16 protein-coding genes are annotated in these 14,656 nt (G+C 59.3%); 8 read left to right on the top strand and 8 right to left on the bottom strand.

The genetic code is table 11. The features are described from left to right. The first annotated feature begins 106 nt into the window (after positions 1-106). From KSS97_RS25690 to cyoD, 6 genes are all read left to right on the top strand, one after another. Positions 107-994 carry an MBL fold metallo-hydrolase gene (locus KSS97_RS25690; protein ID WP_030140435.1) on the top strand — a complete coding sequence of 296 codons (888 nt, stop codon included), beginning with the start codon at positions 107-109 and terminating at the stop codon, positions 992-994. A 159-nt stretch (positions 995-1,153) separates the two neighbouring features. Beyond that, positions 1,154-1,396: an HP1242/YdcH family protein gene (locus tag KSS97_RS25685; RefSeq protein ID WP_217860435.1), complete on the top strand. Its 243-nt coding sequence runs from the start codon at positions 1,154-1,156 to the stop codon at positions 1,394-1,396. Between the two features lie 14 nt (positions 1,397-1,410). Continuing rightward, the gene (gene cyoA, locus KSS97_RS25680; protein ID WP_217860434.1) at positions 1,411-2,340 is read left to right on the top strand and encodes a ubiquinol oxidase subunit II; all 930 of its coding nucleotides are present in this window, start codon (positions 1,411-1,413) and stop codon (positions 2,338-2,340) included. 21 nt (positions 2,341-2,361) lie between these two features. Then, positions 2,362-4,335 carry a cytochrome o ubiquinol oxidase subunit I gene (cyoB, locus tag KSS97_RS25675; RefSeq protein ID WP_217860433.1) on the top strand — a complete coding sequence of 658 codons (1,974 nt, stop codon included), beginning with the start codon at positions 2,362-2,364 and terminating at the stop codon, positions 4,333-4,335. A 2-nt stretch (positions 4,336-4,337) separates the two neighbouring features. After that, positions 4,338-4,952 (top strand): cytochrome o ubiquinol oxidase subunit III, encoded by a 615-nt coding sequence (gene cyoC / locus KSS97_RS25670; RefSeq protein WP_217860432.1) that lies wholly within the window; start codon positions 4,338-4,340, stop codon positions 4,950-4,952. Further along, complete coding sequence (gene cyoD, locus KSS97_RS25665) at positions 4,953-5,282, top strand: cytochrome o ubiquinol oxidase subunit IV (RefSeq protein WP_217860431.1); 330 nt, start codon at positions 4,953-4,955, stop codon at positions 5,280-5,282. A 204-nt stretch (positions 5,283-5,486) separates the two neighbouring features. Here cyoD and KSS97_RS25660 read toward each other — a convergent pair whose 3' ends face one another. From KSS97_RS25660 to KSS97_RS25635, 6 genes are all read right to left on the bottom strand, one after another. Continuing rightward, the gene (locus KSS97_RS25660) at positions 5,487-6,419 is read right to left on the bottom strand and encodes a phosphatidate cytidylyltransferase (RefSeq protein WP_030140429.1); all 933 of its coding nucleotides are present in this window, start codon (positions 6,417-6,419) and stop codon (positions 5,487-5,489) included. A gap of 1 nt (position 6,420) precedes the next feature. Further along, on the bottom strand, positions 6,421-7,041 hold the full coding sequence (locus tag KSS97_RS25655; protein WP_030140428.1) for a lysophospholipid acyltransferase family protein: 621 nt from the start codon (positions 7,039-7,041) through the stop codon (positions 6,421-6,423). Between the two features lie 95 nt (positions 7,042-7,136). Next, positions 7,137-7,592 (bottom strand): hypothetical protein, encoded by a 456-nt coding sequence (locus tag KSS97_RS25650; RefSeq protein ID WP_198796683.1) that lies wholly within the window; start codon positions 7,590-7,592, stop codon positions 7,137-7,139. Continuing rightward, the gene (locus KSS97_RS25645) at positions 7,582-8,925 is read right to left on the bottom strand and encodes a phosphatase PAP2/dual specificity phosphatase family protein (RefSeq protein WP_217860430.1); all 1,344 of its coding nucleotides are present in this window, start codon (positions 8,923-8,925) and stop codon (positions 7,582-7,584) included. Before KSS97_RS25645 ends, KSS97_RS25650 begins: the two co-directional genes overlap by 11 nt. Next, positions 8,925-10,682, bottom strand: coding sequence for a bifunctional alpha/beta hydrolase/class I SAM-dependent methyltransferase (locus KSS97_RS25640; protein WP_217860429.1), 1,758 nt, complete (start codon positions 10,680-10,682; stop codon positions 8,925-8,927). The genes KSS97_RS25645 and KSS97_RS25640 overlap by 1 nt, the downstream gene beginning before the upstream one ends. Before the next feature lie 10 nt (positions 10,683-10,692). After that, a complete protein-coding gene (locus KSS97_RS25635; protein ID WP_198796686.1) occupies positions 10,693-11,316 on the bottom strand; it encodes a CDP-alcohol phosphatidyltransferase family protein in 624 nt (207 codons plus the stop codon). A gap of 158 nt (positions 11,317-11,474) precedes the next feature. Here KSS97_RS25635 and KSS97_RS25630 point away from each other — a divergent pair, with 158 nt between their 5' ends. Beyond that, positions 11,475-11,933, top strand: coding sequence for a GNAT family N-acetyltransferase (locus KSS97_RS25630; protein WP_217860428.1), 459 nt, complete (start codon positions 11,475-11,477; stop codon positions 11,931-11,933). 14 nt (positions 11,934-11,947) lie between these two features. Here the strand turns inward: KSS97_RS25630 and KSS97_RS25625 are convergent, their stop codons facing one another. Then, complete coding sequence (locus KSS97_RS25625; protein WP_045157348.1) at positions 11,948-12,184, bottom strand: hypothetical protein; 237 nt, start codon at positions 12,182-12,184, stop codon at positions 11,948-11,950. A gap of 531 nt (positions 12,185-12,715) precedes the next feature. Between KSS97_RS25625 and KSS97_RS25620 the strand changes: the two genes are divergently transcribed. Continuing rightward, positions 12,716-13,075 (top strand): DUF6124 family protein, encoded by a 360-nt coding sequence (locus KSS97_RS25620; RefSeq protein WP_217860427.1) that lies wholly within the window; start codon positions 12,716-12,718, stop codon positions 13,073-13,075. Between the two features lie 1,083 nt (positions 13,076-14,158). On the opposite strand, the gene KSS97_RS25615 is transcribed toward KSS97_RS25620, so the two are convergent. Further along, the gene (locus KSS97_RS25615) at positions 14,159-14,578 is read right to left on the bottom strand and encodes a DUF6896 domain-containing protein (RefSeq protein WP_217860426.1); all 420 of its coding nucleotides are present in this window, start codon (positions 14,576-14,578) and stop codon (positions 14,159-14,161) included. Positions 14,579-14,656 lie beyond the last annotated feature (78 nt).

Genomic DNA, 14,656 nt, shown 5'->3' with positions numbered 1-14,656 from the left:
CCACCGCCTGTCGCCTTTGCGGAATTGCACCTGTCGCCTTCCTGTCGATTTCAAAGAGTCCATGAAAAAAACGGAAATCGACGCGCCATTCGTGCAGGAGGCCTCCATGCATATCCACCACCTGAACTGCGGTTGTATGTGCCCGGTGGGCGGGAAGCTGTTCGACGGCTACAGCCGGGGGCTGACGGCGTGCCTGGTGTGTCATTGCCTGCTGATTGAAACCGACAGCAACGGCCTGGTCCTGGTGGACACCGGTTTTGGCCAGCGGGACGTGCAGACGCCCGAGCGATTGAGTCGATTTTTCCGGGCCTTCAACAACATCAAGTTCGAACATCGCCTGACGGCCCTGGATCAGGTGCGGCGCCTGGGTTTCGATGCCAACGACGTGCGGCATATCCTGCTGACGCATCTGGATTTCGATCACGCCGGCGGGCTGCAGGATTTTCCCCAGGCGCGGGTGCATGTCATGCGCGACGAAATGGCGGCGGCCCGCTCGGCTGACAGCTGGATCAGTCGGCGCCGGTTCCAGGCGCGCCAGTGGCAGGGCGTCGATAATTGGGAGTTCTATGCCCCGGACGGCGACACCTGGTTCGGTTTCGATTCGGTGCGTGCGTTGATCGGCGCCGAAGAAGAGGACATTTTCCTGGTGCCGCTGCAGGGCCATACCGCCGGCCATGCCGGGATCGCCCTGCGCACGCCTGACGGCTGGATGCTGCATGCCGGCGACGCGTATTTTTTTCACGATGAAGTCCATCAAGCCGAGCGCCGTTGCCCGCCGGGCCTGAAGTTCTATCAATACATGATGGACACCTGCCGCTCGGCACGGATGCGCAATCAGGATCGCCTGCGGGAACTGGCGCGGGTTCAGGACGGGCACGTCGAGATTTTTTGCAGCCACGATGCCAGGGAGTGGGAGAAGGCAATACTTCAGTCACGCACGGTCCGGGTGGACTCCACGGCAATGCCCTCGGCCGCCGGTAGACAATCCTCCTGACGCGGCCCTCGATATATCCGCTTTCCCTTTGCCCACGTCTCGTGGGCTTTTTTTGCCAGCGATGCCGTTCGTCACCGTATCAGGATGTTTCTCTCAACTAAGGCGTGGGGGCCAATCTAAAAATCGTGTACCCAACAACACTGCTGAAAGGAGAAGGCCATGCCTGCTTCTCACGATCTCTACCAGGATTTGAATTGCAGCAAAGAGGCGGTTCAACAGCGGCGCCAGCAAGACCCGGAACTTGATCGCTTGCTCGATGAATACACGGATGTGGATAACCAAGTGTTGGCGGCCGAATCGATTTCGGCGGGCAACGTCGAGGATGACGACCTCCGCAAGCTCAAGGAGCAGCGCCTGTCGATCAAGGACAAGATCGCGCGCCAACTGACAAACAATCCATAAGCGAAGCCCAAGACATGCGAACCCGACTGCCTTGTTACGTATCAAGGTTGTTGCTGGTTGGCGGGATGCTGTTGCTCGGCGGTTGCGACATGGTGTTGTTCAATCCCAAGGGACAGGTCGGCGTTGACCAACGCAACTTGATCATTCTCTCGACGCTGTTGATGTTGCTGGTGGTGATACCGGTGATTGTCATGGCGTTGATCTTTTCCGTGAAATACCGCGCCTCCAACACAAAGGCGAAATACACGCCGGAGTGGGCGCACTCGCGCAAGATCGAAACCGTGGTCTGGGGTGTGCCGCTGGTGATCATCATCATTCTGGGGGTGGTCACTTGGAAGTCCACCCATGCGCTCGATCCTTATCGACCGCTGGATTCCGACGTCAAGCCGTTGGTGGTACAGGTGGTCGCCACCGATTGGAAGTGGCTGTTCATCTACCCGGAACTGGGCATCGCCTCGGTCAACGAACTGGCCATGCCGTTGGACACGCCGGTGAACTTTCGCGTGACGTCCGACGGCGCCATGACCTCGTTCTTCATTCCTGCGTTGGGCGGGCAGATCTATGCCATGGCCGGCATGCAGACCCAACTGCACCTGATCGCCAACGAGGCGGGGGAATACCGAGGCATCGCCGCCAACTACAACGGCCCGGGTTTCTCCGACATGCACTTCCGGACCCTGGCCACCGATGCGGCGGGCTTCGACAAGTGGGTCGCCGGCGTACGGGCGGGGCAGGGGCGTTTGGACAAGGACAGTTATGCGCGACTCGCCCGGCCTACGGTCAAGCACCCGGTTGAACACTACGCCTCGATCCAGCCGGATTTGTTCCAGAGCATCATCGATAAGTACGAAGGCATGAACCGCTCCCGTGAAGTCGAGCATCGCATGGGGCACATGCAAGGCAGCATCGAATCACCCGTCGGGGCCCGGCAGCAAGGGCAGTAACACGATCTGGAGTAGAACAGCATGTTTGGAAAACTGACGCTTGAGGCGATCCCGACGGATGAGCCCATCATCATGTGGACCCTCGCCGTAGTGGCGCTGATCGCCTTGGCTGGCATCGCCGCCATCACCTACTACCGCAAGTGGGCCTACCTGTGGAACGAGTGGTTTACCTCGGTGGACCACAAGCGCATCGGCGTGATGTACATCGTCGTCGGCCTGGTAATGCTGCTGCGCGGCTTCTCCGACGCGATCATGATGCGCACGCAACAGGCGATGGCGTCCGACGGTTCGCCCGGCTACCTGCCGCCGGAGCACTACGACCAGATCTTCACCGCCCACGGCGTGATCATGATTTTCTTCATGGCGATGCCGCTGGTGGTGGGCTTGATGAACATCGTCGTGCCCTTGCAGATCGGCGCCCGGGACGTGGCGTTCCCGTTCCTCAACGCGTTGAGTTTCTGGTTGTTCGTCGCCGGGGCGATGTTGGTGAACGTCTCCCTGGCGGTCGGCGAATTCGCCCGCACGGGTTGGGTGGCTTATCCACCGCTGTCAGGGCTTTCCTACAGTCCCGGGGTCGGGGTGGACTATTACATCTGGTCCTTGCAGATATCCGGGGTCGGGACGTTGCTCACCGGGGTGAATTTCTTCGTCACGATCCTGAAAATGCGTACACCGGGCATGACCCTTTTCCGCATGCCGGTGTTCACCTGGACGGTGCTGTGCACGGCGGTGCTGATCCTCGCGTCGTTCCCGATCCTCACCGCCACGTTGTTCATGCTCAGCCTCGACCGCTACCTGGACATGCACTTCTTCACCAACGAGCTGGGCGGCAACCCGATGATGTACGTCAACCTCATCTGGGCGTGGGGCCACCCGGAGGTGTACATCCTGATCCTGCCGGCGTTCGGCATCTTTTCCGAGGTGGCGTCGACCTTCAGCCGCAAGCGCCTGTTCGGCTATCACTCGCTGGTGTGGGCGACGATCGTCATCACCATCCTGTCGTTCATCGTCTGGGTGCACCACTTCTTCACCATGGGCTCGGGGGCGAACGTCAACGCATTCTTCGGCATCATGACCATGATCATCGCCGTGCCCACCGGGGTGAAAATCTTCACCTGGCTGTTCACCATGTACCGCGGGCGGGTGCGCTTTGAAACGCCGATGCTGTGGACGGTGGGTTTTATCGTCACGTTCAGCATCGGCGGCATGACCGGCGTGCTGCTGGCGGTGCCCGGGGCGGATTTCCTGCTGCACAACAGCCTGTTCCTGATCGCCCACTTCCACAACGTGATCATTGGCGGTGCGGTGTTCGGCTATATGTGCGGCCTGACCTACTGGTTCCCCAAGGCGTTCGGCTTCAAGCTCCACGACCGCTTGGGCCGGGCGGCGTTCTGGTGCTGGATCATCGGTTTCTACTTCGCCTTCATGCCGTCTTACTTCCTTGGCTTCATGGGCATGACCCGGCGCCTGAACCACTTCAACGTGCCCGAATGGGAGCCATGGCTGCTGGCGGAGTTGCTGGGCGTGGGCATCATCCTTTGCGGGGTCAGTTGCCAGATCCTGCAGTTCTACTTCAGCATCCGCCAGCGCCACCAGAACCGCGACTTGACGGGGGATCCGTGGGACGGGCGCACGCTGGAGTGGTCAACCGCCTCGCCGCCGCCGTTCTACAATTTCGCCCAGCAACCGGTGGTGGAGGGTATCGATGCCTATTGGGGCATGAAGGAGCGCGGCCAGAAAACCGCCGTCGAGGCCGATTTCCAGAACATCCACATGCCGCGCAACACTGCCATGGGGCTGGTCATCAGTCTGTTCAGCCTGATCATGTGCTTTGCCCTGGTCTGGCATATCTGGTGGCTGGCCATCGTCGGGCTCGTCGCCACCATCGGTGGCGTGATCTGGCGCAGCGCCGATGACGACATCGACTACTACGTGCCTGCCGAAGAGGTGGCGCGCATCGAAAATCAACGCATCAAGATGTTGGCGGAGGCTTGATCATGTCCAATCTCGTCCAGCCAAACGCCACCGCGCCGGAATCCGAACACGGCCATTCGGACGACAGCTCCATGACCCTGTTCGGGTTCTGGATCTACCTGATGACCGACTGCATTTTGTTCGCAACGCTGTTCGCGACCTATGCGGTGCTCGGGCAGAGCGTGGCCGGCGGGCCTGGTGCCGCCGATATTTTCGAATTGCCCTACGTTCTCACGGAAACCTTCATCCTGCTGTTCAGCAGCATTACCTACGGTTTCGCCATGCTCGCGCTGAGCGCCGGGCAGAAGCAGAAGGTGCTGGCATGGCTCGGCCTGACCTTCGTCCTCGGCCTGGCGTTTATCGGCATGGAGATCCATGAGTTCCAGAAGCTCATCGGCGAAGGCTACGGCCCCGACCGCAGCGCCTTTCTCACCGGGTTCTTCACGCTGGTGGGGACACACGGCCTGCACGTCACCGCCGGCCTGATCTGGATGGCGGTGGTGATGTTCCAGGTCCAACGCAACGGCCTGACCACGGTGAACGCCACCCGCATGGGCTGCCTGAGCCTGTTCTGGCACTTCCTCGACGTGGTGTGGATCTGCGTGTTTACCGTGGTCTATCTGTTTGGAGTGATGTAAATGAGCAACCTTCATGGCAGCGTCGACGCCAGGCACGGCAGCGTGAAATCCTACCTCACCGGTTTTGTGCTGTCGGTCATCCTCACCGTCATCCCGTTCGCCCTGGTGATGTATCCCACGCTGCCCAAACCTGTGACGGCCGGCGTCGTGGCGATCTTCGCGGTGATCCAGGTTGTCGTGCACCTGATCTACTTCCTGCACCTCAACTTCTCGCCGCATCAACGCTGGAACGTGACGGCGCTGGTGTTCTCCACCGTGGTGATTGCGCTGCTGGTGGGGCTGTCGCTGTGGATCATGTACAGCGTGCATCACAATATGCTGGCGCATTGAACCGAGGGCAAGGTACCTGTTGGGTGGGTGCAAATGCCCCTGTGGCGAGGGGATTTATCCCCGCTGGAGCGCGAAGCGGTCCCAAGAGCAAGTAACTCGGTCAACCTGACGCACAGCATGCGCGGATTATGGGGCCGCTTCGCAGCCCAACGGGGATAAATCCCCTCGCCACAGGGGTAAGCGGTGTCTCAGGACAGGGTTATCTCAAGTCCACCAATACCGAACCAGGTGGAAGAAGATCGGCGCGGCGAAGCACACCGAGTCCAGGCGGTCGAGCATGCCGCCGTGGCCCTCGATCATGTGGCCCCAATCCTTGACCCCACGGTCGCGCTTGATCGCCGACATGACGATGCCGCCAGCAAACCCGAGCAGGTTGATCAACAGCGCGATGAGGAACGACTGCCACGGATTGAACGGCGTGATCCACCACAGCGCACCGCCGATCAGCGAGGCCAGGAAAATACCACCGGCAAAACCTTCCACGGTTTTCGAAGGTGACAGGTTGGGCGCGATCTTGCGTTTGCCGAACAGCTTGCCGCAGACGTACTGCAACACATCCGAGAGCTGCACCACGATCACCAGGTAGGCGATCAGCAACAAGTTGCGTCCTTCAAAACCGGCGATGTCCAGGGTCAGCAGCGCCGGCACAAAGGAAATGCAGAACACCGCGATCATCAAGCCCCATTGCACTTTCGAAGCGCGTTCCAGGAAGTGCGTGCTGTCGCCGCCCAGAGACGCGAGGATCGGCAGCAGCAGGAACACGTACACCGGAATGAAGATCGAGAACAGCCCGTACCAGTCGTAGTAGATCAATAGGTATTGCAGCGGCAGCGCCAGGTAGAACGCCGCCACCAGGGCCGGGTAGTCACTGCGCCGGGTTGGGGTGAGGGTGAGGAATTCCCGCAGCGCGTAGAACGACACCGCGTAGAACAACAGGATCACTGCCGCGTTGCCGAGCCAGAACGCGATGCCGATCACCAGCACCATGATCCACCAGGCGTTGATCCGCGCGTTGAGGTTCTCGATGACCGAGTTCGGCGCGCCTTTGGTCCGTAGCTTGAGGATGAAACCGACCAACGAGGCCAGCACCAGAATCGCGCCGATCCCGCCAAACAACATCAGGGTATATCGATCCATGTCAAACGTGCTCCGGGGCCAGTGCCAGCAGCGCGGCGCGGCTGCGTTCTAGAAATTGCTCTTTGCTTTCGCCTTCTTCGATGCACAGCGGTGCGCCGAAACTGGTCGTGCACAGCAGCGGCAACGGCAACACGCGGCCCTTGGGCATAACGCGGTTGAGGTTGGCGATCCACACCGGGATCACCTCCACTTCGGGGTGGCTTTTCATCAAGTGGTAGATCCCGCTCTTGAACGGCAGCAGGCCTTCATCCGGGTTGCGCGTGCCTTCGGGGAAGATGATCAGCGAGTCGCCGTTTTCCAGCGCGTCGAGCATTGGCTGCAAGGGGCTGTAGGAAGGATCCTTGCGCTCGCGGTCCACCAATACGCCGTTGAACACCCGGTTGATGATGTAGCGGCGCATCGGGCTGGTTTGCCAGTAATCAGCCCCGGCGACCGGGCGGGTGAGCTTGCGCAGCGCCGGCGGCAGCGAGGCCCAGAGCAACACGAAATCACCGTGGCTGCTGTGGTTGGCGAAATAGATCCGCTGCACGGGCTTGGGCGCGCAGCCGAGCCACAGGCTGCGAGCGCCGGTGACCATCCGCGCGGCGGACGTGATGAGGTTGGCGACCACGGGTTCGAACATGAGGATTCCTTGTCCTGAGAAACATAAGTATCACTGTGGCGAGCACTCTTTTGTGGCGAGGGGATGAATCCCCTCGCCACAACAACTACAACGATCTAGATACCTGACGCTAGCCAGGGACTGGCCAGGATGAAGCCCAGCACCAGGACAACTTGTATCGCCAGCAACCGCGACTGCCGCCGCAGCAGCAATAACGCGCCGTGCCGCCTTTCGGTCCACAGGCGCCCGGCGCGTTCGGCGGGTTGCAGGCCCAACGCGGTCAGGGCTTGATCCAGTTCATAGGTGCGTTCGGCCAGGGAGTGGGTGCTGTCCGCCATGCGCTGGAACAGATCCGCGTCAAATGCCACGCGCAGCGCCCAGTATTTTTCCAGCACCCCGATAACCACAAGCGCAGCACTCAACAGCAGCAACCACGGATCGATCACGCCCACCAGCCATTGCCCCAACCCCAGCAGCGCCGCCAGCAACGTCAGCCCCGTGGACAGTTGATCCAACGAATGACCGCGGCGCAACAGGCTCGCCACGGTGTGGAGCTCCATATCACTGATCATGAGCATTCCCCTGCGTTGTGGATAACTGTTCCAGTGCCCGACGGTGCTCGGCGTGCAAGACGATGCGCGGTCGAGCGCGCTGGATCTGCACGATTGCGGCATCGACACTCGCCGCCCGGCCGCTGTGAAGCAACCACGCCGCCACGGCCGTGGCGCTGCGCGAATAACCCAAGGCACAGCAGACCAGCACCGGCCCGTGCTGGCGCAGTTGCTCGATTTTCTGTGCGGCCTCCAGGCATTGCTCGGCGGTCGGTGCGGTCAGGTCGAGTACTGGCACGGAGCGGTAGGCGATGGCCGTGCTATCCATGGACAACTCGGCGCACAGGTCGAGCACCCCGCTGAACGGACTGCCCTTCAGCGCAGCCGACGTAGGAATCCGCCCGAGCCAGACGTCATCCATGATCTGATCCGGTTGCGGGTGTTTGCGCGTCCACAGGCGGGAATTGATCCATGCAGCCGCCAGATAAGGAGCCAGAATCCAGCGCACCGCCGGGCTCAGCCGACCGTCTTCGCGCTTCTGGAACCCACTCGCGCCGAACAGCAGATAATTCAGCGCCACCATCAGCACCGCCACTGCTGGCCAGATCAGCCAGAGCCATGTGCCACCGAAGGCAAACGCCGGGATGAACATCGCCGCCGCGCCCAAGCCATAACGCAAGGCCAAGCGCCGGCGGGCAGGATCTGTCGTCAGGCGCGCACTGAACAGCGGACTCGGTCGGTCCAGCGGCCACAACCAGACACACAACCACCCGGCCAGCGCGCCAGTCGGCACGTCGACAAAATGATGTTGATACGTGGTCAGCACCGACACGCCAATCAACGCGAACCAGCCGTGCATCAACCAACGCCAGACGCCTTGCAGGTGGCGCTCATAACAAACCCAGAGCACCACCAGCAGCGCGATGTGCAGCGACGGTGCCTGGTTGAACGGCTTGTCGAAGCCCGCCAGCACCTCGAATAACCAGCCAAACACACCGTCCATTTCCGGCCGGGGGAAGGTGAACGTCAGCGGCCAGAGCAGGAAGCAACTGACCGCGATCACCTGGGCCGTGAGCAGGCGCAAGGCGTGGCGCTTGAGTTCGTCGCGGCTGTTGGGCAGCAACAGGGACAAGCCGTACAGCAGGTCGATCGACCAGTACGGCACGATGGTCCAGGCCATGAACGGCATATGGCTTTCCCAGCCGAACACCAGGCTGCCGACGTCGTCACGCTGGGCCGTGGCCCAGGTGGCGAAGCCGTACGTGGTGAAAAACAGCGGCGCCAGCAACAGCAGCCACAGCACCGCCGGTTTCAACAGCGCGGGTTCGCGGACTGGAGCGATGACGGCGCTCATTACTGGACCCGCTGCGCCAGCGAAACGCTGAAAATGCCCCACTCATCGACTCGCAGGGTGATCTTGCGGAAGCCTGCTGCCTCGACCAATTGGTCCATTTCCGCCTGGGTGCGTCGACGCATTACCCACGCCTGGCCGGCGCGGTGGCTGGTCAGGGCGCGGGCGATCAGTTCCAGTTGCGGGTGCCATGGCTGGCCGGTGTAGACCAGGAAACCGCCGGGCTCCACCGCTTCGGCCAGGCCGGCGAGGGAGCCGCCGACCATCTGGTTGTCGGCGAACAATTCATACAGGCCGGAGACCACGGCGAGGGTCGGCTTCGGTTCGAGCGCTGCCAGGTCCTGGCGATCGAAGGCATCGCCCTTGACGAATCGAGCGATCTCGCCCAAACCTTTTTCCACGATCAGCGCACTGCCGTCGCGCACGTTGATGTCGCTGTAGTCGCGCAGCAGGATCGACTCCGGCAACGGACTCACGCCTTGCAGCGCTTCGAGAATGTACCGGCCATGGCCGGCGGCGATGTCGACGATGCGCACCTCGCGGTCCTGGGCGCGCAACTCGGCCATCGCCAGGCGCAGCAGTTCTTCAACGTGCACCTTGCGCTGGCGAATGCCACGCCAGCCGATGGAGTTCAGATAGTTCTGGTCGATCATCTTGCCCAGCGCCGAGGTACCGGTGGGGCGATTGCGATAGACGTAGTCCAGGGTGCTGCCGGAGTCGAACCCGGTGTCGAAGCCCAGCTTCACACCCGCAGACAACTTGCTGCCAAAGCGCATGCTGGCGCGGGTCATGCGCCAGTAAAGGTCACGCAGCGAGTTGTGCGGCAGCGGCGTCGCCAGGGTTTCGGCTTCGGCGCAGGTCACGCCGAGGCGATCGGCGTCCAGCAGGGAAGGGCGCTCCAGCGGACGGGCAAAGTTTTGCAGGATGAAACGGCGGGCGCTGGCGATGGCGGGCGCACGGTTTTTCTCACCGAGGGTGTCGTGGAAGAAGCCCGGCAGGATGTGTTTTTCCTTGTGCAGGCTGCCCAGCCGCTCGAAGAATTGCTCCTGGGGTTTGCGATGCACCACGAAGTCGGAACCGGAAATCAACAGCTGCGTCGGCACCTGGATCGCCTGGGCATCGGCTACAACCCGGTCGGCGGCTTCGTACAGGCCCAGTAGCACATTCACCGAGATGGCCTTGGTGATCAGCGGATCGCTGTCGTAGGACGCGACTCGTTCCGGGTCGTGGCTGAGGAACTTGGCCTTGACGTAGCTGTTGACGAAGAAGTTGCCACGGAACTTGCGCATCAGCGCCAGGCCCGGACGGGCGAACGGCACGTAGAGCTTGACCTTGAAGGCCGGCGACGCCAGCACCAGCGAGCGAATGCGCGGCGCGTAATCGTGGACCCAGGTGGACGCGATCACCGCGCCGACGCTTTGCGCGACCACGGCAATGTTCTGTTCGTCGATCTGGTGCGTCGCGCCGATGTGATCGCAGAAGGTCTGCACGTCCCGGGCGCTGGTGGCAAAGCTCGGGCTGTCGCCGCGTTCGCCAGGCGACTGGCCATGGCCGCGTGCGTCCCAGGCGAAAAATTCGAACCCGGGCAAGTCCAGCTCATCCACCAGGTGGGCGATGCGCCCCGAGTGCTCATGGCCGCGGTGAAATAACAACACAGCCTGGCGGGGTTCACCCGCCGAGGCCTCGACAGCCGGCCAGTGCCGGTAGAACAACTCCACGCCATCGTGGGTGGTGAACGTCAGTTCCTGGGCTTCGCGCATTGCAACTTCCTTATGCTGAGGGAGCGTTTTCCGTCACTTGGCTCAGGCCATGACGGACCCGATTGACCAAGGTATAAACCAGCAGGGCGGCAACCACCGCCATCACACCATCAACCCACAGCGCCCCGAGCCAACCCAGGGCAATACCGGTCGCCAGCACGCCAAACACAAAGGCGCGGTCACTCTTGCCCATCGGCCCGTCATAGCGCCGCGAAGCCCCGACCATCGCCCCCAGCACGCCAGCGTATTCGCTGAACAACGCCAACAGCGTGACCAACAACACGAGCAACAGGCTGGTATCGGGAAACAGGGCAAAAGGCAGGATCAAGGCAGCGTCGGCGATGATATCGCATAGCTCATTGAGGTAGGCGCCCAGATTCGATTGCTGGCCAAACTCCCGCGCCAACATGCCATCCACCGCATTCAACGCCATGCGCAGGAACATCCACACCGGCACCAGGACGAAAACCCACGGATGACTGGCGAACCACGCAATCACCGCCCCCACCAGCACGGAAACGACGCCCGCGAGCAAGGTCACCTGGTTGGCGGTGACGCCATTGTTGTAAAGGCGTTGTACGGTGGGGCGAAGCAGATTCTGGAAAGCGGGCTTGAGTTGATAGATGGAAGGCATATGGACTGGGATCTCGGCCGGATTCGGGGCAGGGCTTGTGCAGATGCGAGATTACGATAGGTTGGGGCGTTGCTGGTGGGTATTTGCTGGGAATGCGCGCGGGTAGGCATCTGCGTCGGTATTCGCGCTGGAAAAACGACTGCATAAGGACTGTTCACATGCTGCGAGTGGATTGGCTCGTCAACCACATGGATAAATGCAACCTGATGGCCGAATGGCTGTATCGGGAATTCACCTACGAATTCGCCCACCAATCACTCGGCCACTGGCAGCATGAATTCTCGACCGGGCAGCGCGATGGCCGCTGGAAATGCCTGATCGCCCTGGAGCACGACCAATTGCTGGGCGGCGCCTCGCTGGCAAACGACGACCTGCCCGAACGCCCCGACCTCGGCCCCTGGCTCGCCTGCGTATTCGTCCACCCGGACGCCCGCCGCCGAGGCCTCGCCGCGCAATTGATCGAAGGCATCTGCAACCATGCCAAACAGGCTGGCTTCGCGACGTTGTACCTGCACACCCACAGTGAACGGGATTACTACGCCAAGCTTGGCTGGGAAGTGCTGGAGCGCTTCGAGGCGTGGGGCAAGGAACAGTGGCTGATGTCGCGGCGTTTATAACGTCGGCAGGAGCCCTATCCCCCAGCCCGCAACGGCCCACCGACCGGGACGTACTCGACCGGCGCTTCCCCGGGCAGGTTCTTTATGGGGTCTTCGGCGTAACCGTATCCTTCCTCCTTCAGATTGATCGAATGCACGCTGTGCTCACGGGCAGTGCTGTCGGTGAGCTTGGTAAACAGACGGTGATCGGCGGGCAGGGTGAAGCGATCGCCGGGGTGGAGTTGGGCGAAGGTGAGGGTTGGGTGGTTCATGGCGGCGGGCTCCGTCTCGGGTTGGTCTCTCCGAAATTGAGGGGGAGCGCTGGGATTGGGTTCCGTTTTTTTGGTTATCGGCGTCATGGCCGGCTCGAAGCGCGGCTCTGGGCCTTTAGGTGATCCCTTGTGGGAGCGAGCTTGCTCGCGATGGCGGTGTGTCAGTCGAGAGTGACCCGAATGACCTGACGCCATCTCCATAAATCCGCAGCCAGGACAGCTTGCCGACACCGCCTTGCGCCTTTGCCTACAACTACGCCAGAATCCGCCGGCTTGTGCGCCTGGGCCCACGCCGGTAGCTTGAATCCCGTCACTGCTCATCAGTGATCGGGTTTAGCAGCTCGTGGTGAAACAGGTTGTGCAAGGCGTCATCCAGTCAGAAGTTCTTCATTCTGTACTTGATGGTGGCTGTGCGCAGGGCGTCCCCGGACGCGCCGGTTTCTTGTTTCCCCGGTCTGCTAACCTGCGTACAGCTGCCTCCCCTCGTTTAGCAGCGAGTGGGTGAAGGCTCCAAAAACAGGAAGCAAGATAATGGCAAAAGTTACTCCCAATCCTCCGGACGCAGGCGACCACGTCTCTCGCGCCCAGTCCGCTCGCAACAAGAAAATCGACGACGCTGCTACGCGGGCGTTGGATTACTACCTGAAGCCCCAGCCTAAGGGAGAACCGTCTGACAAGACTGACTCCATTTTTCGGATTGATCCCGACGTTAATTCTGAGTGTTTGCTTGCGAATCTGAGTGAGAACTTGGCTTCGGCTAATGCAATGATCAGCGATTTGGCGTTTGATCTGGATGGATCAAGGCGACATGTTGCGCTGGGGATTTTGCAGGTGATTGAGGTGAGTGAATTGTTGGCGAATCGGGCGTTGGATATTGTTGAGGTGAGGTAAGGCAGGGACGTACCTACCCTTCGAATGAAAAAAGGTCTTGCTTGGCAAGGCCTTTTTTTCGTCCGTCTCATGCCCATTAAGGAGTGTAAAGTGGCGCTGGCTGGCAGTAACGATAAAAGCAGCCGATATCAGCTTTAGAAGCTAAGTTGTAGGAGCGCCCATCTGCTCATAAAAAGGATGCGTGGGAAATACCACCAAAAAAAATAGTATTTTATAATTACTAAGAGCAATAGTCCGAACCCTAATGACGCAATCCATACGCAATTGGGTATGGTTATGTTGGGGTTTTGTAGTCCCTCTGGATCATTCTCTAGATGGTTTATTGCTGCTTGAGCTTTTAATAAGCAATAAAAATTTAAGATGGCAGTTATTAGCGGGAATAAATATTGTGCGCCGGCGCCATAGGGTGCCAGGAAGGGATAAATCGTTAAGATACACGAAAATACCAGTCCACTTGCGAGTAATCGTGGGCTCCATCTATATGGTTTTTCGTGCCTTTTTAGCTGCTGATCAATTTTTCTGAATAAGGAGTGCATGAAAAATATTCCCAAGAAAGTGCGAGTCAGAGGGAAAATTATTGTGTTGGTCGCGGCTTGGTATGTTTTCCAATTCTTGTATACCCAATAAAAAAAATAGAGCTCGAACGTGAGCCAGTACATTACGGTTAATTTGTTTGTAGAGACTATGAAGAAGCTTGGTTTTGTTTTGGTAAGCGTTGGCTGGCAGGTGTCTGGTTTTTCTTTTATGTATATGGTCATATGGGGCGCTTTGATTAATCGATTATTGGTGCCGAGTGTCGGGAGGTCGTTGGTGGGCACATCGTCGATATCGATGCAACCTAGCTACGCTCCTCCTACGATCGTGGCGGGCTAGCAATTCCTCTAGGAGGCTTTCGCCCATTTATTTAAAGCCTGTCTTTTAAACTTTTCTCAGAGTTGGTTTTTGCATCGCTGAGGGTTCGATATTGATAGCACGGCCACGCATCCAGATACTCGGTATCATCTGTATATTTTTGAATGGAGAAATGCCTTGCTTGGCAAAGTCTTTTGGATCGAATTATTTCAGCTATCGTTGTAGGAGCCTTCAATTGTTTTTCGATAAGCAATAAAAACCGTTTCGACCTTTAGGCATCGGTTCAAATCGACCTGATGCGACATGTTCTTCGAATTCCAAATTTAGAACTTCCTTGCTCTGATATTTGGGGTGCTTTTCGGGGAGTTCGCTAGCGTAGATAAACAAGCGCCATGCATCAAAGCCATCTATTCTTCCGTCGGGACCATAATCAAAATCAACGAGTACATGTGGTAGTTTCACGGCGCATCCCACGCCATGAAGTTCGTAGGTTACGTTTCCCTTAACCACCCCGCAGCGCTTTATTTTTCCGCTGCCCCATAATCTTAAAATACACCGAGTGCCAAATTTCTCCTCAAGCAGAAAAGTGGCTTCGTCGACGCTCGAAAGGAAGTCACGAGCTAACTCTCCTAAGCTTTCTTTGTTATTCATTTTCTACGCTGCTCCAGTGGATCGAAGCAAATATTTTTGGTGAGTCAAAATTTTGAAATGTCTGACTTTATAAGCTAA

Source organism: Pseudomonas alvandae, assembly GCF_019141525.1.
Classification (GTDB): Bacteria; Pseudomonadota; Gammaproteobacteria; order Pseudomonadales; family Pseudomonadaceae; genus Aquipseudomonas; species Aquipseudomonas alvandae.
The sequence above is the reverse complement of the archived record's forward strand: the minus strand, read 5'-3'. Positions and strand labels throughout refer to the sequence as shown.